20 protein-coding genes are annotated in these 20675 nt (G+C 58.1%); 9 read left to right on the forward strand and 11 right to left on the reverse strand.

The window, feature by feature from the left end; translation table 11 throughout:
• Positions 1-3: 3 nt before the first annotated feature.
• The 7 genes from pstA to ACRZ9X_RS15575 all read right to left on the reverse strand — a co-directional run bounded on the left by pstA (position 4) and on the right by ACRZ9X_RS15575 (position 7278).
• A complete protein-coding gene (gene pstA, locus ACRZ9X_RS15545) occupies positions 4-1365 on the reverse strand; it encodes a phosphate ABC transporter permease PstA (RefSeq protein ID WP_480520430.1) in 1362 nt (453 codons plus the stop codon).
• Positions 1362-2834, reverse strand: coding sequence for a phosphate ABC transporter permease subunit PstC (gene pstC, locus ACRZ9X_RS15550; protein WP_480520432.1), 1473 nt, complete (start codon positions 2832-2834; stop codon positions 1362-1364). The genes pstA and pstC overlap by 4 nt, the downstream gene beginning before the upstream one ends.
• 84 nt (positions 2835-2918) lie before the next feature.
• A complete protein-coding gene (locus ACRZ9X_RS15555) occupies positions 2919-3959 on the reverse strand; it encodes a substrate-binding domain-containing protein (RefSeq protein ID WP_480520434.1) in 1041 nt (346 codons plus the stop codon).
• Positions 3960-4142: 183 nt separating this feature from the next.
• Positions 4143-5189, reverse strand: a complete 1047-nt coding sequence (locus ACRZ9X_RS15560) for a sensor histidine kinase (protein ID WP_480520435.1) — start codon at positions 5187-5189, stop codon at positions 4143-4145.
• Positions 5190-5205: 16 nt separating this feature from the next.
• Positions 5206-5733, reverse strand: coding sequence for a gamma carbonic anhydrase family protein (locus ACRZ9X_RS15565; protein WP_480520436.1), 528 nt, complete (start codon positions 5731-5733; stop codon positions 5206-5208).
• Complete coding sequence (gene gmk, locus ACRZ9X_RS15570; RefSeq protein ID WP_480520438.1) at positions 5730-6371, reverse strand: guanylate kinase; 642 nt, start codon at positions 6369-6371, stop codon at positions 5730-5732. Before gmk ends, ACRZ9X_RS15565 begins: the two co-directional genes overlap by 4 nt.
• A 16-nt stretch (positions 6372-6387) precedes the next feature.
• Complete coding sequence (locus tag ACRZ9X_RS15575; RefSeq protein WP_480520440.1) at positions 6388-7278, reverse strand: YicC/YloC family endoribonuclease; 891 nt, start codon at positions 7276-7278, stop codon at positions 6388-6390.
• Positions 7279-7522: 244 nt separating this feature from the next.
• Between ACRZ9X_RS15575 and ACRZ9X_RS15580 the strand changes: the two genes are divergently transcribed.
• On the forward strand, positions 7523-8197 hold the full coding sequence (locus ACRZ9X_RS15580) for a PAS domain-containing protein (RefSeq protein WP_480520442.1): 675 nt from the start codon (positions 7523-7525) through the stop codon (positions 8195-8197).
• A gap of 58 nt (positions 8198-8255) precedes the next feature.
• Here the strand turns inward: ACRZ9X_RS15580 and ACRZ9X_RS15585 are convergent, their stop codons facing one another.
• The gene (locus tag ACRZ9X_RS15585; protein WP_480520444.1) at positions 8256-9626 is read right to left on the reverse strand and encodes a class II 3-deoxy-7-phosphoheptulonate synthase; all 1371 of its coding nucleotides are present in this window, start codon (positions 9624-9626) and stop codon (positions 8256-8258) included.
• 169 nt (positions 9627-9795) lie between these two features.
• Between ACRZ9X_RS15585 and ACRZ9X_RS15590 the strand changes: the two genes are divergently transcribed.
• A complete protein-coding gene (locus ACRZ9X_RS15590; RefSeq protein WP_480520446.1) occupies positions 9796-10800 on the forward strand; it encodes a GlxA family transcriptional regulator in 1005 nt (334 codons plus the stop codon).
• Between the two features lie 7 nt (positions 10801-10807).
• Here ACRZ9X_RS15590 and ACRZ9X_RS15595 read toward each other — a convergent pair whose 3' ends face one another.
• Complete coding sequence (locus ACRZ9X_RS15595; RefSeq protein WP_480520448.1) at positions 10808-11335, reverse strand: GNAT family N-acetyltransferase; 528 nt, start codon at positions 11333-11335, stop codon at positions 10808-10810.
• A 90-nt stretch (positions 11336-11425) separates the two neighbouring features.
• Positions 11426-12523, reverse strand: coding sequence for a PQQ-dependent sugar dehydrogenase (locus ACRZ9X_RS15600; RefSeq protein ID WP_480520450.1), 1098 nt, complete (start codon positions 12521-12523; stop codon positions 11426-11428).
• A 166-nt stretch (positions 12524-12689) separates the two neighbouring features.
• On the opposite strand from ACRZ9X_RS15600, the gene ACRZ9X_RS15605 reads away from it, so the two are divergent.
• The 7 genes from ACRZ9X_RS15605 to ACRZ9X_RS15635 all read left to right on the forward strand — a co-directional run bounded on the left by ACRZ9X_RS15605 (position 12690) and on the right by ACRZ9X_RS15635 (position 18935).
• A complete protein-coding gene (locus ACRZ9X_RS15605; RefSeq protein WP_480520452.1) occupies positions 12690-13871 on the forward strand; it encodes an ABC transporter substrate-binding protein in 1182 nt (393 codons plus the stop codon).
• A gap of 127 nt (positions 13872-13998) precedes the next feature.
• On the forward strand, positions 13999-14787 hold the full coding sequence (locus ACRZ9X_RS15610; RefSeq protein WP_480520454.1) for an ABC transporter ATP-binding protein: 789 nt from the start codon (positions 13999-14001) through the stop codon (positions 14785-14787).
• Positions 14784-15614: an ABC transporter ATP-binding protein gene (locus tag ACRZ9X_RS15615; protein ID WP_480520456.1), complete on the forward strand. Its 831-nt coding sequence runs from the start codon at positions 14784-14786 to the stop codon at positions 15612-15614. Before ACRZ9X_RS15610 ends, ACRZ9X_RS15615 begins: the two co-directional genes overlap by 4 nt.
• 2 nt (positions 15615-15616) lie before the next feature.
• The gene (locus ACRZ9X_RS15620; protein WP_480520458.1) at positions 15617-16174 is read left to right on the forward strand and encodes a hypothetical protein; all 558 of its coding nucleotides are present in this window, start codon (positions 15617-15619) and stop codon (positions 16172-16174) included.
• Positions 16175-16179: 5 nt separating this feature from the next.
• Positions 16180-17190: a branched-chain amino acid ABC transporter permease gene (locus tag ACRZ9X_RS15625; RefSeq protein WP_480520460.1), complete on the forward strand. Its 1011-nt coding sequence runs from the start codon at positions 16180-16182 to the stop codon at positions 17188-17190.
• The gene (locus ACRZ9X_RS15630) at positions 17187-18500 is read left to right on the forward strand and encodes a branched-chain amino acid ABC transporter permease (RefSeq protein WP_480520462.1); all 1314 of its coding nucleotides are present in this window, start codon (positions 17187-17189) and stop codon (positions 18498-18500) included. Before ACRZ9X_RS15625 ends, ACRZ9X_RS15630 begins: the two co-directional genes overlap by 4 nt.
• Before the next feature lie 180 nt (positions 18501-18680).
• Positions 18681-18935 (forward strand): hypothetical protein, encoded by a 255-nt coding sequence (locus ACRZ9X_RS15635; protein ID WP_480520464.1) that lies wholly within the window; start codon positions 18681-18683, stop codon positions 18933-18935.
• Between the two features lie 13 nt (positions 18936-18948).
• Here the strand turns inward: ACRZ9X_RS15635 and ACRZ9X_RS15640 are convergent, their stop codons facing one another.
• Positions 18949-20496: a helicase HerA-like domain-containing protein gene (locus ACRZ9X_RS15640; protein WP_480520466.1), complete on the reverse strand. Its 1548-nt coding sequence runs from the start codon at positions 20494-20496 to the stop codon at positions 18949-18951.
• Positions 20497-20675 lie beyond the last annotated feature (179 nt).

Genomic DNA, 20675 nt, shown 5'->3' on the forward strand with positions numbered 1-20675 from the left:
CTCTTACCAGCGGCGTTCAAAGCGGCGGCGCAAGATGACCGCGATTGTATTCATCGTCACGAGGAAAAGCAGCAGAATGATGATGCCCCCCCATGCGCGTTCGTAAAAGGCCGGGTCGGCGCGTTTGGACCATTCGTAGATCTGCGCCGGCATGGCCGAGTTCGGAGACAGGAAGCCCGCAACCAGCCCGTCGGGCGGGTTCGAGGCGATAAAGCCCACCATTCCGATCAGCAGCAGTGGCGCTGTTTCACCCAAAGCCTGAGCAAGACCAATGATTGTGCCGGTCAGGATACCGGGCGCGGCCAGTGGCAGAACATGGTGGAACACCGCCTGCATTTTCGAGGCCCCTACCCCAAGTGCGGCATCCCGGATTGACGGCGGCACCGCCTTCAGCGACGCGCGGGTCGAGATGATGATCGTCGGCAAAGTCATCAATGTCAGCACCAGACCGCCCACCAGCGGCGCCGACGTGGGCAGGTGCATATAGTTGATGAACACGGCCAGGCCCAGAATACCGAACACGATTGAAGGCACGGCCGCCAGGTTCGAGATATTCACCTCGATGATATCGGTCAGCCGGTTCTGCGGGGCGAACTCCTCAAGGTAGATCGAGGCCGCAACGCCGATTGGCAACGCCAGCGCCAGAACCACCAGCATCATAAACAGCGAACCCAGCATCGACACGCCAATCCCGGCGGCTTCCGGCCGTTGATCGGATGCGTCCGAGCCCAGGATAAAGTCAGGGTTAAACGCCTTATACAGCACTCCTGCATCGCGCAGTTGATCGACCAGATTCAGTTGCTCGACTGATATGCTTTTGTCATTGGCGATGGACTCGCGCGTCACACGACCCTTCATGTAGCCATCGACACGGCTATTGACCAGAAAGCGGAAGCTGATGGTTTTACCGATCTCATCGGGGTTAGCTATGACATAGTTCCGCAGTTCAGCTTGTGCCGCTTTAGACAGAATCTTTCCCATATCCTTGGGTTTCAGGTCCGTCTGAATGCCCAGCTTTTGAACTTCGCTTTCGATGGCCGATGCGACCAGAGGGGCATACCCGAAAGTCGAAACCTTCTTGATGTCGTCGATATTGCGATTGCCCTTCTTGTCCAGCTTGTCTTCCTTCAGCTCAACATTCAGTTCAAGAAAGCTCTGCTGGAAGGCACCGGTTCCCGCGGTGATGATGTTTGTGACCAGAACAATCAGCATCAGCAAGCCGATCCCGATGGCGATGATACCGTACATCTTGAACCGGGTTTCGGCCGCGTTGCGCTTTTTGGTACGGGCGTCCTGTTCAAACAGCGATCCGCCTTTGGGCTTTGCAGCCGGAGCAGCGTTCGGCGATTGAGAAATATCGGTCATTCGTACTGCTCCCGGTATTTACGCACGATGTAGAGGGCGAAGATGTTCAGCCCCAGTGTGATGACAAACAGGGTCAGACCCAGCGCAAAGGCCACCAGCGTTTCGGGGCTGGCAAAGTCGGTGTCCCCGGTCAGCTGGCTGACGATCCGGGTGGTAATCGTGGTCATCGCCTCGAACGGGTTGCCCGAGAATTTAGCGATTGCCCCGGCAGCCATCACAACGATCATCGTTTCCCCAATGGCGCGGCTGGCGGCCAGCAGGATCGCGCCCACGATCCCCGGTAGCGCGGCGGGCAGAACCACCTGACGCACGGTTTCAGAATGCGTCGCGCCCAACCCAAGCGAGCCATCACGCATCGATTGCGGCACTGCGTTGATAATGTCATCCGACAGGGACGAGACAAAGGGGATCAGCATAATGCCCATCACAAGCCCGGCGGTCAGCACGGCGTTCGAGCTGGCCATCCAACCCACGCCCAACGCGCCGCCCTCGCCGAACATCGAAACCAGTGCGGGGCCAACGGTCAGCAAGGCGAACAGACCGTATACGATGGTCGGAATGCCGGCGAGGATTTCAAGCAACGGCTTGGCGGCAGAGCGCACCGCGCCCGGGGCGTATTCCGAGAGATAAATCGCGGCAAACAGGCCGATTGGAACCGCCACCAGCAACGCGACCAGCGAGATATAAAGTGTGCCCCACAAGAGCGGCAGGATCGACAGCTCACTGCCGCCCCGAAAGTTAGGAGCCCATGTGCTTCCGAAGAAGAAGTCTTTCCAGGAATGCAGTTGAAAAAAGTTCAGCGTTTCAAAGAACATCGACAGCACGATGCCGACCGTGGTCAAAATGGCGATCGAAGCTGCCAGTAGCAGCAGCGCCAGAACCCCTTGTTCGACCACGTTACGCGCGCGGAACTCTTTGTGCGTGCGAATATAGGCGAACGCGGCCCCGATCAGTGCCACCAGCAAAACCAGAACCTGCATCGCGACCGTCCCGGTCACAGTCATGCTGCGGTATTTCTGTGCGGCGACCAAAATCGGTTTGGTGATGTCCTGCGTCAGAACCTGTCCGGCATCTTTCAGCTGCTGGGTCAGCACATCGATATCGGCCTCGGTGTTTTGGGCCTGCGCCTCGGTCATCGTGCCCAGTTTAACGGCACCGTCCAGCCCATCTGCAACGCGGCGCACTTCGCTCAGTACAAGCCCTCGGTCGGTACCTTCTGCGATTGCTGCTTCCGGGATCATCCCTGAAATCGTGCTGTTTACGATCACCGGCTGTGCAAGCAACCAGACGATCAGCAGCGCCAGCGCCGGAACCAGCGCAGTCAGCGCGACGTTGTACCCGTAGTAGGACGGCAGGGAATGCAGATCGCGCGCGTCACCTCCGGCACTGGCCAGAGCGCGTGCCCGCCCCGAAAGGTAACCGATTACTGCCAAAGCAAGAAGGATAAGCAGCAGCCAGGATAATGACATGGGAGGCCCCGTTGGGATGGCGGTGGGAGAGTCAAAAAGAACCGGGGCGCGCTTAACCCGCCCCGGTTACACAGGCAAGAGAGATCAGGAGCCACCGCCCAGAACGGTCTCGTTCGCAACGGCTTCCTGAACCTTGATCAGCTCCGGATCAGAAACCAGGCCATATTCAGCCAGCGGGCCATCGGGGCCTGCGATCTCGTCCGCGACGAAGAACTCGGCATATTCTTTCAGGCCGGGGATCACGCCGATATGCGCTTTCTTCACGTAGAAGAACAGCGGGCGCGAGACAGGGTATTCACCGGTTGCAATCGACTCGGTCGAAGGAACGATACCGGACATGGTTGCAACCTGCAGCTTGTCGGTGTTGTTCTCGTAAAAGGCCAGACCAAAGACGCCGATGCCGTCTTTGTTGCTGTCGATACGAGCCAGCGTTTCGGTGTAGTCGCCGTCGATGTCCACCGACACGCCGTCGGTGCGCAGCGCGATGCAAGCCTTTTCAGCGGCTTTCTTGTCGTCGCCATTGGCCACTTTGTAGGCGTCAAAGTCACCGGTGTGCTCGCAGCCAGCCAGGATCACTTTGTCTTCGAACACTTCACGGGTGCCGTGCTTGGTGCCCGGGATGTAAGCCGCGATCGGCTGCGCCGGGAAGTTCGGGTTTACGTCGGCCCAGGTCTTGTTCGGGTTGTCGACCAGCTGGCCGTCAACAACGATCTGAGCGGAAAGCGCTTTGTACCAGTCATCCGGCGTGAACTCGAACGAGTTGCCGTTGATGTCGGATGCGAAAACGATGCCGTCATAACCGATCTGAACTTCGATGATGTCGGTCACGCCAGCGTCGGCACAGGCCTTGATTTCTTTTTCGCGGATCTGGCGCGACGCGTTTGCGACGTCGATGGTGTTTTCACCAACGCCTTCGCAGAACCGCTTGAGACCAGCCGACGAACCACCGGATTCAACAACCGGGGTCGGGAAGTCAAAGTTTTCACCGAAGGCTTCGGCAACAATCGAAGCGTAGGGCAGAACGGTCGAAGAACCGGCAACCTGTACCTGATCACGGGCCGCAGCAGCAGTGGCCGAAACAGCAGCGATGGCAAGGGCCGAAGCCGACAGTTTTACAAAGGACATCACAGTCTCCTTGAGAAAATTGGTTTTGATCACCCCCATGATGATCTTGCGGGCACCCCTAAGGACCGCGCGTAAGCCTTTTGTGACAGGTATGTAACGGTTTCATGACAGTGTGAAAAAAACTTTAGATGACGCAGGGAAAACGTTAACGCAGCACGGCCACTGAAACTTCGGGCGCCCCGCCTAACGCGGAAGAATGACAGTAAAAACCGCGCCCTCGCCCAGCTCGCTGTCGACTCGCAGCCGACCTCTGTGCCGATTCACGATATGTTTCACAATCGCCAGCCCTAAACCGGTCCCGCCAAGCTCTCGTGATCTGTGACTGTCGGCGCGATAGAATCGTTCGGTCAGGCGGGGCAGATGAACGGCGTCGATGCCCGGTCCCTGATCGACAATCTGCACCCGGACCGACGGTCCCCGCATCGCCGTGTCACGGTCTGATGGGATCACCCTCACCTCGACACGTCCGCCGCTACCGCCATATTTGATTCCATTCTCGATCAGGTTTGTGAACACCTGGCGCAACTGATCGCTGTCGCCGGGCAGCAGAACGGGTCCACTTGGCGCATTCATTTGCAGAACCACAGACGCGTCGTCGGCCAGCGGTTTTAGTGAGTTCAGCGTCGACTGTAGCAGCCCGACCAGTTCCAGCTGCTCGCGCGGACGAACGCGCTCTTCGCTTTCCACACGATTCAGCGACAACAGGTCACCGACCAGCCGGTTCATGCGGTTGGCCTCATCGGTCATGATCTGCAGGAACCGTTCGCGAGCATTGGCATCGTCGCGGGCAGGCCCCCGAAGTGTTTCAATAAAGCCCATCAATGCGGTCAGCGGTGTGCGCAATTCGTGGCTGACATTGGCGACGAAATCACGTCGCATCTGACCGGCTTGCTCAAGATGCGTGACATCCTGAAATGTGATCATTACTGCACCGCCCGCCACCGTACCTACGCCGTTCATATACCGGCACTCAACTTCGAAGGTGGTATCCTGAGCGCCATCGCTGGACAGATGTCGCGTTCTGGCACTCTCCTTGGTTCCCAGGCATTTTTCCAGCGTTTCGATCACCTGCGGCTGGCGCAGGATCGTGGCGAAATGGCGACCTTGTATGCTCTGCCCCAACAATGTGCGGGCATCGGTGTTGGCGGCAATAATGCGTTCTGTCTGATCAACGATCAGGGCGGGCATCGGAACCGCCGAAACGATTTCGGCAAGTAATTCCTCTGACATAGCGGACGCTTTCCTGCTAGGTAGTGACCGGTTTCAGAGTGGTGCGGAACTTTCGCATATTATCCTGATAATGCAGCGCGCTGAAGGTGATGCGCTGCGCCGCCGCATCGTCCAATTGCCGCACGACTTTACCCGGGGATCCCATGACCAAAGAATTGTCGGGAATCTCTTTGCCTTCCGTGATCAGCGCCCCTGCCCCGATCAGGCAATTTCGGCCAATCCGAGCGCCGTTCAGAATGATGGCACCCATCCCGATCAACGAGTTATCGCCAATGGTGCAGCCATGTAACATCACCTTGTGGCCGATGGTGCAATTGGAGCCGATGGTCAGCGGAAAACCGGCATCAATATGCATCACGCAGTTTTCCTGCACATTGCTGCCCGCGCCCACGCGGATCTCTTCGTGATCTGCCCGGATGGTGCAACCAAACCAAACCGAGGCCCCGGCCTCGAGAACCACCTTGCCGATCAGGTTGGCATCGGGGGCCACCCAAGTGTCTTCATGCAATTCGGGTGCGTCCTGGCCCAGAGCGTATATTGTCATGAAATCCCCTCGAATTCGTTTTGCAGCTTGCGGATGTGAGACTGCAGGCGCGGTTGCTGGATGCGGCGCATCCGCTCGGCGCTGACAATGGTTTTCAATTTGTCTTCGGTCGCGTCCAGATCGTCGTTGATCAGAACATAGTCGTAATAGCCCCAGTGGCTGATCTCGTCCCAGCTTTTGAGCATCCGCTTTGCGATCACCTCTTCACTGTCCTGCCCCCGGCTCTCCAGCCTGCGGCGCAGCTCGGGGATCGAGGGCGGCAGGATGAAAATCGACAGCGCATGTTTGCCCAGATCGGAATTGCGAATCTGCACCTCGCCCTGCCAGTCCACATCGAACAAAACATCCCGACCCGTGTTGATAGACTCGCGTACCGGTCCGGCGGGCGAGCCGTAGAAATTGCCAAACACATGCGCGTGTTCCAGCATCTGCCCGTCAGCCACTTGCTGTCTGAAGGCGTCCTCGGTCAGAAAGTAATATTCTCGCCCGTCTTCTTCGCCCGGACGTGGCGCACGGGTTGTGGCCGAGATCGAGAATTCCAGTTCGGAATCCCAGCGCATCAGCCTTCGGGCCAGAGTGGATTTACCCGCGCCCGAAGGTGAGGACAGAATAATAAGTAGGCCTCGGCGATCTGCCATGTTTTGGCTCCTGTCTTTATTCCACGTTCTGCACTTGTTCACGCATCTGATCAATCACCGCTTTCAGGTCCAAACCCACCGCGGTCAGATCGGCGTTCTGAGATTTCGAGCACAGCGTGTTGGCCTCGCGATTGAATTCCTGCATTAGGAAATCCAGCTTGCGCCCGACCGGACCATCCTGGGTCAGCAGTGCTTTTGCGGCCTCGACATGCGCGGCGAGCCGGTCAGTTTCTTCGGTGATGTCCGCCTTGACCGCGATCAGCGCCAGCTCCTGCGCCACCCTGTCAGGGTCCGCACCCTGCGCATTGTCCAACACACGCGCAAGATTGTCGCGCAGGGATTTGGCGGTTTCATCCCGTCGCTTTTCCGCCAGCGCGGCGGCCTGCTCGGTCAGTTCGGCAATCCGCCGCAATTGTTCCCCCAGAATATTGGCCAAAGATGCGCCCTCGGTCTGGCGCATGTCGAGAAATGCCGCCAGCAGGTCGGAAAACTCAGCCTTCAGCTGCGCGACCAGAGGCGCGATGTCCTCGTCATCGCTGCCCGCCTCCAGCATACCCTTGAGGCCCAGCAAGTCGCTGGCCGAAGATGGCGCAAGGGTGACACCTTGCCGGGCCGCCATCGCCTCGGTCTGCGCGACCGCATTCAAGGCGGCCTGCATGGCTGTGGTATTCAGTTGTATCTCGGTCACAGCCTCTTCACGCGTGAGCCGCAAGGAGAGCGTGACATTGCCTCGGCCAAGCGCCTTGGACATGTCCGCCCGCAAAGCAGCTTCAAGGCCGGTCAGCCAATCAGGTGCGCGGACGCGCATGTCCAGCCCTTTGCCGTTCACGCTGCGCAGCTCCCATGCCCAGCTGTATGCACCGAATGCACCTTTGCCCGAGGCGAACCCGGTCATGGATCTGATCATACCTGCCCTTTCATTCTTCAACGGTCCCCGTACCGCTTGCCGCACCTAATGCCATCCGCTCAGTCGGGGCAAGTCCTTGCTGATTCCCGCCGGTCGCAGGCCGCGTTAACCAATCGTTAATGAATTGCTCCAAAATAGAGCTACCCCGTGTCATTCTGTTTGTCACAGAGGTTGGTGTGTCGCAGCTCTGCCCGTTATGTGGCATTTTAGGAAAATCGCGACGGAAAGACGTTAGGGTGATGAAATGAAAACCTTTTTCGGGTTCGGATCGGGCCAGGGATTTGGAAAGATCGTCGCAATGGACCGTTTTGACAATGGACGCAGCGTGGCCCCCATCCGTCAGGCCGAGGCCTACTGGACCGCTTTGCTCAACGGCAACGAAGTGCCGATGCGATCCCAGATCGACCCGCGTGGGTTAGAGAATATTCTGCAATACACATTCATACTGGAGCGGATCGCACCGGGTCTGGCCCGGTTTCGTCTGGCCGGGCGTCATTTGAACGCGCTTGCGGGAATGGAGGTGCGGGGCATGCCTTTGACATCCTTCTTCGAAGCCCCGGCGCGCGACGCAATGACCGAACATCTCAACAATGTCTTTTCCGCGCCGGCCGTTGCCGAGTTGGGCCTTGTGTCCAAAGGCAAAATCGGTCGCACGCAATTGCAGGCGCGGATGATCCTGTTGCCCTTGAAAAGCGATCTGGGTGATGTAAGCCGGGCCTTGGGCGTTTTCGTCAGCGACGGCGCAATCGGGATGACCCCGCGCAGGTTCCGTATTTCAGACAGTGCCATTCGCCCGGTATCTGGCATTCGCCAGCCGCCGCACCCTGTGTTGCAGGACGCAGCCGGATTTGCAGAAGAGCAAAGCGCGTTTCGGCCCCAGCGCGGTCATCTTAAACTTGTGTCATCCCGGGACGACTGATCCACAAACGAAAAAGGCGGGCACAAGACCCGCCTTTACATATATTTGTCAGTCGACCTTAGCTGGCAACGCGCTTGGTGCGTCCCCCACGCAGTTGGGTCAATTCTTCGGCCACCAGGAAGGCCAGCTCCAGCGATTGGGTCGCGTTCAGACGCGGATCGCAGGCAGTGTGGTACCGATCTGACAGGTCCTCTTCCGTCACCGCACGCACGCCACCAGTGCATTCAGTGACGTCCAACCCGGTCATTTCGAAATGCACGCCACCGGGGATGGTGCCTTCGGCCTGATGCACGCCGAAGAAGTCGCGCACTTCGCGCAGAACCGAATCAAACGGACGAGTCTTGTAGCCCGTAGCCGATTTGATCGTATTGCCATGCATCGGATCGCAGACCCATGTAACATTGGCACCTTCTTCTTTGACGGCCTTGATCAGGCGCGGCAGGTGCTCACCTGCCTTACCCGCACCAAAGCGCGCGATCAGGGTCAGGCGACCTTCTTCGTTGTCCGGGTTCAACTTGGACATCAGAACCTTGAGGTCCTCTGCGCTGGTCGTGGGACCGCATTTCATGCCGATCGGGTTCAGCACACCCCGGCAGAACTCGACATGCGCGCCGTCAGGCTGACGGGTGCGGTCACCAATCCAGATCATGTGGCCAGAGCCCGCAAGCCAGTTACCCGATGTCGAATCCAGTCGGGTCAGCGCTTCTTCATACTCCAGCAACAGACCTTCATGGCTGGTGTAAAACTCCACAGTCGAGAATTCGTGGGTGGTATCCGCTGTGATACCGGCTGCCCCCATGAAATCGATCGTGTCCTGAATCCGGTCCGCGATTTCCGAGTATTTCTGAACGTCCTGTTCATCCGCAAAACCAAGGGTCCACGAATGCACCATGCTCATATCGGCAAACCCACCGGTCGAGAACGCGCGCAGCAGGTTCAGCGTTGCGGCAGCCTGCGTATAGGCCTGCAGCATCTTGCCCGGATTGGGGATTCGGGCCTCGGGGGTAAAGTCCAGCTCGTTGATGATATCACCACGGTAGCTCGGCAGTTCCACGCCATCCACCACTTCGGTCGGCGCACTGCGCGGTTTGGCAAACTGGCCCGCCATGCGACCCACTTTGACCACCGGCACCTTGGCGCCATAGGTCAGCACCATCGCCATCTGCAGCATCACTTTGAACGTGTCGCGGATCGCATCCGCACTGAATTGTTCAAAGCTTTCCGCGCAATCGCCGCCCTGAAGCAGGAATGCCTCACCGCGCCCGGCAGCACCCAATTGTTGCTTGAGACGTCGCGCCTCGCCGGCAAAGACCAGCGGGGGATACTGCGACAGCCGGGCCTCGACTTTGGCCAACGCGGCCGCGTCGGTATAGTCTGGCATCTGAACCCGGGGCTTGTTGCGCCAGTTCGTTTTTTGCCATTCGGTCATAGCCTTGATCTCCGCTGAGGTATTTCAGGTGGCCTCTATACAAAATGCTTTGAAGAGTGACCATATCCGATTTGACCCTCTTGACTGCGCAAACAAGCTTTGAGCATGTTGGCAGGCACATCCGCCACCGCGAGAATTCCGGTGCGCATCGAATCAAGGACAGTTCGCAATGCAAGAGCAACGCCAAGTTGTCACCGTGGACCACAGCGACGGCAAGCCACATAATTTTGTATTTGTTCTTCTGGACAAATTTTCCCTTTTGTCCTTTGCGTCGGCACTGGACAGCCTGCGCATTGCAAACCGGATGGCCAACCGCGAGCTTTATACCTGGCAGCTGTCGGGCGAAGGTGGTGAGGTCGTTAAATGCTCGGCTGGCACAACATTCAAGCTCGATTGCGACCTGCTGGAATTGCAGCGCGACGAGGTGATTATTGTCTGTGGCGGCGTGGACGTTCATACCGCCACCACGAAACGAATTCTGAACTGGTTGCGGCGCGAAGCGCGCAAGGGCCTGAAGATCGGCGGGTTGTGCACGGCGGCGTATACAATGGCCAAAGCCGGTTTGATGGATGGAAAGAAAGCCACCATTCACTGGGAAAACTCCGACAGTTTTGCCGAGGAATTTGATACGGTCGAGCTTACGAAATCCGTTTTCCTGATCGACGGCAACCGCATGACGACGGCTGGCGGTACATCTTCGATCGACCTGATGTTGAAGATAATCGCAGACGATTATGGCGAGGATCTCGCAAATGCGGTTGCGGATCAGATGATCTATTCCTCAATCCGCACGGATCAGGACACCCAGCGCCTGTCGACCCCGACGCGTATCGGGGTGCGGCATCCCAAGCTGAGCCAGGTCATCATGATGATGGAAAAGAACATCGAAGAGCCAATCTCGCCATCCGTTCTGGCCAAGGATGTGGGAATGTCGACGCGGCAGCTTGAGCGTCTGTTCCGCCGGTACCTGAGCCGGTCACCCAAGCGGTATTACATGGAATTGCGCCTGCACAAGGCACGCAACCTGCTGATGCAAACGGATATGAGCGTCATCAATGTGGCGCTAGCCTGTGGCTTTGCGTCGCCCAGCCATTTCTCGAAATGTTACCGAGCGCATTACAACACAACGCCCTACCGCGAACGCGGGGCGCAGGCCGGGCGGCTTTCGGTCTGACGCATATTCACAGGTTCTTTGCAAAATAATGCAGGTGTGGTCTCAGCATGGGTTGGTCCAGATAGGTTGTCGTCTCAATAGGTTCGGACAGTTCGACGAATCCGAGTTTCGGGTACAGGTTTCGCATCTCGACATTCGGTGTAAGCGTGTCGGCCACAATGCGTTTTAGCCCCAGCGCTCGGGCCGCCTCCTCTCGGGCTTGAACCATGGCGCGCCCCGCACCTGTGCCGCGTGCGGATTCTGTGACGAACATCCGTTTCAATTCCCCGGTGCTCTGATCCAGCCGTTTCATCATACCGCAGCCAATGATCTGGCCCGCGTGGTTTCTGGCCAGCACAAGGCAGCCGTTCGGCGGCAGATAGTCATCCGACCGCGCCCAAAACTCGGCCAACGCGCTTTGCGGAGCAGCCGGGTCAATATCAAACCCCATTGCCGTCATACGCTCAACAATCAACGCATAGTACTGAGACAGGATGCCGTTCAGCTCTTCCCGATCCGGCAGGCTTTGACACAGTTCTATCGAGAAATCGCGCAATGGAGCGCTCCCTGACATGGATTGATATGGTTCCGAAGTCCCAGATCAAGCCCGGTTCAGAACCAACAGTCAAGGATTGAAACCGGACCCCTATCTGTCAGGAGAAAGCCGGAATATTGCCCCCTCGCCTACAGAAATGAACCAAATCGAGCCATCCGCAGCCTCGACAATATCGCGGACGCGTTCCGTTTCCGGGCCTTTGATCTGCTCAACCTCTTGCAACGGATTGCCCGACAAGCGCGAAATATAATCGAACTTCAGCGACCCTACAAAGATGTCCCCTTTCCATTCCGGCCAAAGCTTGCCCGAATAGACCAGCAGGCCGGACGGAGCGATGGACGGGTCCCAGTAATGCTGTGGCTGTTCGAGCCCCTGTTTTGCGGTCCCTTCACCAATCTTTTTGCCCGAATAATGCAGGCCGTATGAGATCACCGGCCAGCCATAGTTCGCGCCGGGCTTAACAAGATTAACCTCATCTCCCCCACGCGCACCATGTTCTGACACCCACAGACGTCCGCGGGCATCCAACCCGGCCCCTTGCGGATTTCGATGACCGTATGACCAGATTTCGGGCCTGGCACCTGCTTGCCCCACAAACGGATTGTCCGCCGGAACCGAGCCGTCCCGGTTGATGCGGATCACCGTGCCCATATGGTTCGACGTGTCCTGCGCCTGCGGACGGTCGCCCCGATCCCCAATGGTGAAGAATAACCGGCCATCCTGCGCCTCGACCACACGACTGCCGAAATGACGACCACCGCTTCCGCCCGGTATGGCCTCGAAGATCACGCGCAGGTTGGTCAGCCGGTTCCCGCTTTCTGACAGACGGGCGACGGCCACAGCGGTGCCTGCACCCCCGCTCCGAGGTTTCGAGAAGGTCAGGAATATCTCACGGCTTTGCGCAAAGTCTCGCGCGACCGTGACGTCCAGCAAACCGCCCTGCCCGTTCGCGGCCACTTTCGGCACGCCCCTGACGCGCTTTGATGAGCCGTCATTGATGAACAGAAGCTCTCCGTCCCGCTCGGTGATCAGAAACCCGCCCCCCGGCAACAACCCGATGGCCCATGGCGTGTCCAACCCTTCGGCCATCTTGTCCACGCGGACCGCACCGGCGGATGTCTGCAGCACGTCGGCGCTGACCAGACTTGCGCAACCGGTCAGGAACAGAATCGCGAAAGCTCGGAGCATGGTGCCCTCCCTCACTGTGTTTATCTTGCCGCGAAAGGCGACAAACCTATCAAAACAAATAGGATTGTGAGCCGTAAAAACACAGTTGCGTTAGGACTTTTCTTTTTTGAATGCCTTGCCTAGGGTCGTGCCCAGAACGATTACGTTCACAACAGGGAGTAACCATATGAAAAAGCTGCTTACTGCAACTGCAGCATCCGCTTTGCTGGCTGGTCCGGCGCTGGCCGAAGACATCACTCTGGGCGTTCTGTTCGGCTTCACCGGGCCAATTGAATCTCTGGCTCCGGCGATGGGTTCGGGCGCAGAGATGGCAATGGCCGAAGTGACCGAATCCGGCAAACTGCTGGACGGTGCCAAAGTGACTGCATCGCGCGCCGATACAGGCTGTATCGACAATGGTCTGGCCACTTCGAACGGTGAGCGCATGATCGCAGACGGCGTTGCCGGTATCATCGGCGGCGACTGCTCGGGCGTGACCGGCGCGATCCTGCAGAACGTCGCGATTCCGAACGGCATGGTCATGATCTCCCCTTCGGCCACCTCTCCGGGCCTGTCGACCATGGAAGATAACGGACTGTTCTTCCGCACTGCCCCGTCGGACGCGCGTGAAGGTGAAGTGATGGCCGACATTCTGAACGACCGTGGCATCAGCTCGATCGCTCTGACCTACACCAACAACGACTATGGCAAGGGTCTGGCAGACGCGATCCAGTCCTCGTTCGAGGCATCGGGTGGCGAAGTCACTATCGTCGCGGCGCACGAAGACGGTAAAGCCGACTACTCGGCCGAAGTGGGCGCGCTGGCCTCGGCCGGTGGCGACATTCTGGTTGTCGCGGGCTATCTGGATCAGGGTGGTCTGGGCATCATCCAGTCGGCGCTGGACAGTGGTGCGTTTGACACATTCGGACTGCCCGGCGGCATGATCGGTGACTCGCTGCCCAACAATGTGGGTCCCGACCTGAACGGCTCGTTCGGTCAAATCGCCGGTTCGGGTGGTGAAGGCGCCGAGAAGTATTTTGCCATGGCTGAAGCGGGCGGGTTTGACGGCTCATCGCCTTATTCGCCCGAATCCTATGACGCGGCTGCACTTTTCATGCTGGCGATGCAAGCTGCGGGATCCACCAACCCCGCAGAATACGGCGCGAAAATCATGGACGTCGCCAACGCCCCGGGCGAGAAGATCTATCCCGGTGAGCTAGCCAAGGGTTTGGCACTGCTGGCTGACGGTCAGGAGATCGATTATGTCGGCGCGTCTGGCGTTGAGCTGATCGGCCCCGGTGAAAGCGCGGGTTCGTATCGTGAGATCGAAGTGACCGACGGCGAGAACAAGACCGTCAACTTCCGTTGATCCAGCGCTGACAGTCATAAAAACAAGCAGCCCGGGCCTTGTGTCCGGGCTGTTTCAATGACAAAAGCCCGCACCATTCGTACAGGGATGTGGCAACAACGCCGGAAAACGGCGGCTAGGGGAAAAGATGATCGTCGTCGAAGACGTGCACAAGCATTTCGGCGGGTTTCATGCGGTGGACGGGGCATCGCTGGAAATCCAAAAGGGCTCGATCACCGGTCTGATCGGACCGAACGGGGCCGGAAAAACCACTCTGTTCAATGTGATCGCGGGCGTTTTACCACCGACGTCTGGCCGCGTCTTCATGGATGGTGAGGATATCACCGGCCTGCCCCCGCATGAGCTGTTTCACAAGGGCCTGCTGCGCACCTTTCAGATCGCGCATGAGTTTGCGTCGATGTCCTGCCGCGAGAACCTGATGATGGTGCCCGGTGCGCAGTCCGGGGAATCTCTTTGGAATACATGGTTCGGGCGCAAGCGCATCGCGGATGAGGAGCGCGCGTTGCGGGCTAAGGCGGACGAAGTGTTAGAATTCCTGACCATCGAACATTTGGCCGATCACAAGGCTGGTCAGGTCTCCGGCGGGCAGAAGAAGCTGCTCGAACTGGGTCGCACCATGATGGTCGATGCCAAGATCGTATTTCTGGACGAGGTCGGCGCGGGCGTGAACCGGACCCTTTTGATGACCATCGCCGACACGATCCTGCGCCTGAACAAGGAACGCGGCTATACCTTCGTCGTCATCGAGCACGACATGGATTTCATCGGCAAGATCTGTGACCCGGTGATCTGCATGGCCGAGGGCAAGGTTCTGGCCGAGGGGACATTGGACGAGATCAAAGCCAATGAGCACGTGATCGAAGCCTATCTGGGCACCGGCCTCAAGAACAAAGACAAGCTGGAGGCGGACGCATGAGCGATAACCCCTACCAGGACGACAAGGGCAACAAGGACGCCTCGATCACCAATCCAAAGGGCATGGGTACCATGACCCCGGCCCACCGCACCAGTGGCGAAACCCACTATGTCGGCGGCGGCCCCTTCCTGATCGGCGATACGATGACGGGCGGTTACGGCAAGGGTCCGGACATTCTGCACGACTGCACCATCGCCGTCGACAAGGGCGAGATCGCGGTGATCGTTGGCCCTAACGGCGCGGGTAAATCGACCGCCATGAAGGCCGTGTTCGGGATGCTGGACGTGCGCGCGGGCGCGGTGCGGCTGGATGGTGAGGATATCACCGCGCTCACACCGCAGGACCGCGTGATGCGCGGGATGGGCTTTGTGCCGCAAACCTCGAACATCTTCACCACGATGACGGTGGAAGAGAACCTTGAGATGGGTGCCTTCATCCGCCGCGACGACATCAGTCAGACGATGGAGCAGGTCTATGACCTCTTCCCCATCCTGCGCGACAAGCGCAACCAGGCCGCCGGAGAGCTATCGGGCGGCCAACGCCAACAGGTCGCCGTGGGCCGCGCGCTGATGACTCAACCCAAGGTGCTGATGCTGGACGAGCCGACCGCCGGTGTCTCGCCCATCGTGATGGATGAGCTGTTCGACCGGATCATCGAGGTTTCCCGCACCGGGTTGCCGATCCTGATGGTCGAACAGAACGCCCGTCAGGCGCTGGAGATCGCGGACAAGGGATATGTGCTGGTTCAGGGGCGGAACGCCTATACCGGCACGGGCAAGGAACTGCTGGCCGATCCCGAAGTGCGCAAGAGTTTCTTGGGGGGGTGAGGATGATTAGGTTTGCTGCAGCATCTCTGTTTCTGGTAACCGCATCAACCACCGCTTTTGCCCATTCGGAGCCCCAGAGCAGTTTCATCGAATATGATTGCGTGATAGTCCAGAAATGCGACCACCAGTTTCTGTGTAAGAAAACCAATGAACCGACTACGATAGTCTATACGTCGCTAATTTTCGACTTGTCACTTACTGAATTGAGTGGTCCGGCGAGTTACCCTTTTGACGAATGGCATATCGGAACAGCTTGGGTAGAGCTTATAAATCCTCGCGCCGGTAAACTGCCAATAGCGTTGTGGTATTCCGAAGATGCCGGTTTTAAGAGTGACATAACATTTCGCCTCGAAGACTGGCTTGAAGGAAAACAAAAACCTCCTTTCCGCATAGAAGGTTATGCACTTGTTATGACCGGTGACGTTGAAGAAATCAATGAAAGCAGGGCCAACATAGACAAGTCGGACGATCTACTTTGGCAAATGACTTTCTATAAGAAGAAGTGGGATGAGCCCAACAAGTATCTTACCCAAGACCTTCTCTGTGATTCCGATTGGTAATCAATATGGACTTCCTCAACGCCCTGGTGGCGCTCTCCAACTTCGTTCTTGTTCCCGCAATCGCCTATGGCAGCCAGTTGGCGCTGGGGGCTCTGGGGGTGACGTTGATCTATGGCATCCTGCGGTTCTCGAACTTTGCCCATGGCGACACGATGGCCTTTGGCGCGATGATCGCGGTGCTGGTCACGTGGGGCCTGCAGGCGGCAGGCGTCAGCTTCGGGCCGCTGCCGACCGCTCTGCTCGCCCTGCCTTTTGCCATTCTGGGCTGTATCGTTCTGGTGCTGATCACCGACCGGCTGGTTTACAGGTTCTACCGTGAACAAAAGGCCAAACCGGTCATTCTGGTGATCGTGTCGATGGGCGTGATGTTCATCATGAACGGCCTCGTGCGCTTCATCATCGGACCGGATGACCAGCGCTTTTCGGACGGTGCGCGGTTCATCGTCTCGGCACGGGATTTCAAGGCGATGACCGGGCTGCGCGAGGGGCTGGCGATCAAGACCTCTCAGGGCATTACCGTGATCGTGGCCGTCGTCGCGGTGGCGCTGCTGTTCTGGTTTCTGAACAAAACGCGCACCGGCAAATCGATGCGCGCCTATTCGGATAACGAGGATCTGGCGCTTCTGTCCGGCATCAACCCCGAGCGGGTGGTGATGATCACATGGATCATCGTTGCTGCGCTGGCGACGACAGCGGGTGTGCTGTACGGCCTCGACAAAAGCTTCAAGCCCTTCGTCTATTTCCAGCTTCTGCTGCCGATCTTTGCCTCGGCCATCGTGGGTGGCCTTGGCAATCCGATCGGGGCCATTGCGGGCGGGTTTATCATCGCCTTTTCCGAGGTCACGATCACCTATGCCTGGAAAAAGGTGCTGACCTATCTGGCCCCGGAAAGCCTGGAGCCGTCGGGATTGGTGCAGCTTCTATCCACCGATTACAAATTCGCCGTCAGCTTCGTCATCCTGCTGATCGTGCTTCTGTTTAAGCCGACAGGCCTGTTCAAAGGGAAAGTGGTATGACCGAGACTGCCAAAAACACGCTGCTTTTCGTTGTCGTCGGCGGGCTCATCCTTCTGACCGGTTTCACCCAAAGCTGGAATGCGGCAATCCTGATCCTGAACATGGGGCTGATCTCGGCCATCATGTCCATTGGCGTGAACCTGCAATGGGGCTTTGCGGGCCTTTTCAACGTCGGTGTCATGGGCTTTGTCGCGCTGGGCGGGCTGGCGGTTGTGCTGGTTTCGACCCCACCGACGCCCGGGGCGTGGACCGGAGGTGGCTTTGGCGTCATTCTGGCGCTGTTGCTGGGCGCGGCAACCGTTGTGGCCGCCGTTATGACCGCCCAGAAGATGGCTGCCGGACGCGTGCGGACGCTGGCAATCATCGCCATTTTGATTGGCGGGTTCTTCATCTATCGCGCGATCTTTGATCCGAATGTTGCGGCCATCGAGGAAATCGATCCCGCCGTCGCAGGCAATATCGGCGGCCTGAACCTACCGGTTCTGCTGGCCTGGCCCGCAGGCGGGTTGCTGGCCGCCGGGGCTGCATGGTTGATCGGCAAGACCGCGCTGGGCTTGCGGTCGGACTATCTGGCGATTGCCACGCTGGGTATCGCCGAAATCATCATCGCCATCATGAAAAACGAAGACTGGTTGGCCCGCGGGGTCAAGAATGTCTACGGCATACCGCGCCCTTCGCCGGTTGTAGGGTATGAGGTCGAGTTGCAGCAAGATCCGGGCTTTCTTGCTCGGGCCGAGTGGTTGGGCATCGATCCGGTCACGGCCTCAACCTTGTCAGTCAAGCTGGGTTATTCGCTGCTGTTCATGATCGTCTTGCTTGTCTTGCTGTGGATGGCGCAGATGGCCCTGAAAAGCCCTTGGGGCCGCATGATGCGTGCCATTCGCGACAACGAAGTTGCTGCCGAAGCGATGGGCAAAGACGTCACCCGCCGTCACCTGCAAATCTTCGTCCTGGGCTCGGCCATTTGCGGTATCGCAGGTGCAATGATGACGACGCTGGACGGGCAGTTGACACCGGGCACATACAATCCGCTACGGTTCACCTTCCTTGTCTGGGTCATGGTGATCGTCGGCGGCTCAGGCAACAATTTCGGAGCCGTTCTTGGGGCTTTCCTGATCTGGTTCCTGTGGGTGCAGGTCGAACCCATCGGCCTGTGGCTGATGAACCTGATCACGGTGGGAATGCCGGATGGCAGCGCGCTCAAGGCGCATCTGATCGATAGTGCCGCTCATATGCGCCTGTTCACGATGGGACTGATCTTGCTGATTGTTCTCAGGTTCAGCCCACGCGGTCTCATTCCCGAAAAATAGGCGAATTTCCTCGCAATCGATCCCGCCGCGCCGGCCCTACGGCGCGGTGTCTTGATTTCGTTAACAATTCTTAATAGACGAGTTCACCGCTTGCATGTCGCGCAGGCGCTATCGGCACGCACTCACACCACCGCCGATCTGTACGATCACTTGTGTTTACCAACGAGGACGTCCCTCATCATGAAAACGACCGCCACCAAAACTGCTCTTGTCCTGTCTGCATTCACGGCATTGACCGCATGTGTTCCGTCTCCGAAAGATCTGGAAACGGAACCCGTTCAGGTGTCCACGGCCAAGGGCGTGGTCACATGCCAGCTTTACACAGAACGCCGCGTGCTTTGGGATCGGGCGATCGACTTTCCGGCCACAAAAATGTCAGTCGCCGAAGCCGACAACGTATGCCGCGAAGAAGGATTGCGCCGGCTGAACAAGTAGACCGGCCGTGCCTTTATCGATTGCGGAATATCCCGCCCAGGATGCCGCGCACGATCCGACGCCCGGTGGTGCCTTTCAGCTCTTTGATCACCGCCTCGCTCATTGCAGAGGCAAAGCTGTCCTTCTTCCGGCTCACCCTTGCCGAGGACCGTCCCACGCGACTGCCGGAATATCTGCGGGCCGAGGCATATTCCCTTTCCGCCGGGGATTGCCGTTCAATCACCTCATCCGTTTCGGCAGCTTCTGCCTCGGTGGCTGCAGCTTCGGCGCGGGACTGAAGGATTTCAAAGGCGGACTTGCGGTCAACCCGGACATCATATTTCGGCCCCATGGCTGACTGGCCCAAAACCTCTTGTCGCTGGTCGTCGGTAATAGGCCCCAGCTGCGATCCAGGCGGGCGGATTAACGTGCGTTGGACAACACCGGGCACACCCTTTTTCATGAGCATCGAGGTGACAGCCTCGCCCACACCCACTTCGCGAATGGCGGCTTCGGTGTCGAAATCCGGGTTCTCACGATAGGTCTCGGCAGCAAGACGCAGGTTCTTGCGATCCCGCGCGGTAAAGGCGCGCAAGGCGTGCTGAACACGATTGCCCAACTGGCCCAGAATGTCCTCGGGAATATCCGCCGGGCTTTGCGTGATGAAATACACCCCAACACCTTTCGAACGGATCAGACGCGCCACCTGCTCGACCTTGTCGACCAGAACCTTTGGGGCGTCTTCGAACAGCAAATGCGCCTCGTCAAAAAAGAACACCAGCTTGGGTTTATCCGGGTCGCCGACTTCGGGCAGTTCCTCGAACAACTCGCTGAGCAGCCACAACAGGAATGTCGCGTAAAGGCGCGGCGCGCCCATAAGCTTGTCAGATGCCAGAATGTTCACCATGCCCTGCCCGGCCTCATCCACCTGCATGAGATCCGACAGATCGAGTGCGGGCTCGCCAAACAGCTTTGTTCCGCCTTGATTTTCCAGAACCAGCAACCGGCGCTGAATCGCTCCGATCGATGAGGTCGAGACGTTGCCATACCGCAATGACAGCTGGGCTCGGTTCTCGCCGATCCACACCAGAAGGGATTGCAGATCCTTCAGGTCCAACAATGGCAACCCATCTTCATCCGCAACACGAAAGGCGATGTTGAGAATGCCTTCTTGCGCCTCGCTCAGTTCCAGAAGGCGCGATAGCAGCAAAGGTCCCATTTCGGTAACGGTGGTTCGAACCGGGTGACCCTGTTCGCCGAAAAGGTCCCAAAACGTCACAGGACAAGCGGCATAAGTGAAATCGTCGAACCCAATGCGCTTGGACCGATCCATAAACGCCTGATGCAACTTGTGCTGATCACTGCCCGCCCGCGCAAGGCCAGACAGATCACCTTTTACATCCGCCATGAAAACCGGCACGCCAGCTTGGGAAAAACCTTCGGCCAGGATTTGCAATGTTACGGTTTTACCTGTTCCCGTTGCGCCAGCGATCAGGCCGTGGCGGTTTGCATACTTCAACGCCAGACCTTGCTTTACGCCGTAATCCGCACCGCCGCCGCCAATAAAGATTTCATTTTTCATTGAAAAACTGTCCCAGAACTCACCGATCAGGGTTGAGCATACAAAGTTAACCTATCGCTGCGATAGTCATTTTGCCTCCGTCATGACTCGTTTGCGGCGGGGGCAACTTCCTCCCTGTTGACTGGCCGTGCCTTCGGGCACGGCTTTTTTCGCCTGATCTGCAAGAAAGGGCCCTGGTG

Source organism: Ruegeria sp. AL1, assembly GCF_056540905.1.

Excerpts from the sequence above, each read along its gene's own strand:
- ACRZ9X_RS15625 (WP_480520460.1), top strand. The coding sequence starts at position 16,180 with ATGGACTTCCTCAACGCCCTGGTGGCGCTCTCCAACTTCGTTCTTGTT.
- ACRZ9X_RS15620 (WP_480520458.1), top strand. The coding sequence starts at position 15,617 with ATGATTAGGTTTGCTGCAGCATCTCTGTTTCTGGTAACCGCATCAACC.
- ACRZ9X_RS15575 (WP_480520440.1), bottom strand. The coding sequence starts at position 7,278 with ATGATCAGATCCATGACCGGGTTCGCCTCGGGCAAAGGTGCATTCGGT.
- ACRZ9X_RS15640 (WP_480520466.1), bottom strand. The coding sequence starts at position 20,496 with ATGAAAAATGAAATCTTTATTGGCGGCGGCGGTGCGGATTACGGCGTA.
- ACRZ9X_RS15585 (WP_480520444.1), bottom strand. The coding sequence starts at position 9,626 with ATGACCGAATGGCAAAAAACGAACTGGCGCAACAAGCCCCGGGTTCAG.
- ACRZ9X_RS15555 (WP_480520434.1), bottom strand. The coding sequence starts at position 3,959 with ATGTCCTTTGTAAAACTGTCGGCTTCGGCCCTTGCCATCGCTGCTGTT.
- ACRZ9X_RS15600 (WP_480520450.1), bottom strand. The coding sequence starts at position 12,523 with ATGCTCCGAGCTTTCGCGATTCTGTTCCTGACCGGTTGCGCAAGTCTG.
- pstC (WP_480520432.1), bottom strand. The coding sequence starts at position 2,834 with ATGTCATTATCCTGGCTGCTGCTTATCCTTCTTGCTTTGGCAGTAATC.
- ACRZ9X_RS15615 (WP_480520456.1), top strand. The coding sequence starts at position 14,784 with ATGAGCGATAACCCCTACCAGGACGACAAGGGCAACAAGGACGCCTCG.
- ACRZ9X_RS15605 (WP_480520452.1), top strand. The coding sequence starts at position 12,690 with ATGAAAAAGCTGCTTACTGCAACTGCAGCATCCGCTTTGCTGGCTGGT.
- ACRZ9X_RS15580 (WP_480520442.1), top strand. The coding sequence starts at position 7,523 with ATGAAAACCTTTTTCGGGTTCGGATCGGGCCAGGGATTTGGAAAGATC.
- ACRZ9X_RS15635 (WP_480520464.1), top strand. The coding sequence starts at position 18,681 with ATGAAAACGACCGCCACCAAAACTGCTCTTGTCCTGTCTGCATTCACG.
- pstA (WP_480520430.1), bottom strand. The coding sequence starts at position 1,365 with ATGACCGATATTTCTCAATCGCCGAACGCTGCTCCGGCTGCAAAGCCC.
- gmk (WP_480520438.1), bottom strand. The coding sequence starts at position 6,371 with ATGGCAGATCGCCGAGGCCTACTTATTATTCTGTCCTCACCTTCGGGC.
- ACRZ9X_RS15565 (WP_480520436.1), bottom strand. The coding sequence starts at position 5,733 with ATGACAATATACGCTCTGGGCCAGGACGCACCCGAATTGCATGAAGAC.
- ACRZ9X_RS15590 (WP_480520446.1), top strand. The coding sequence starts at position 9,796 with ATGCAAGAGCAACGCCAAGTTGTCACCGTGGACCACAGCGACGGCAAG.
- ACRZ9X_RS15610 (WP_480520454.1), top strand. The coding sequence starts at position 13,999 with ATGATCGTCGTCGAAGACGTGCACAAGCATTTCGGCGGGTTTCATGCG.
- ACRZ9X_RS15630 (WP_480520462.1), top strand. The coding sequence starts at position 17,187 with ATGACCGAGACTGCCAAAAACACGCTGCTTTTCGTTGTCGTCGGCGGG.
- ACRZ9X_RS15560 (WP_480520435.1), bottom strand. The coding sequence starts at position 5,189 with ATGTCAGAGGAATTACTTGCCGAAATCGTTTCGGCGGTTCCGATGCCC.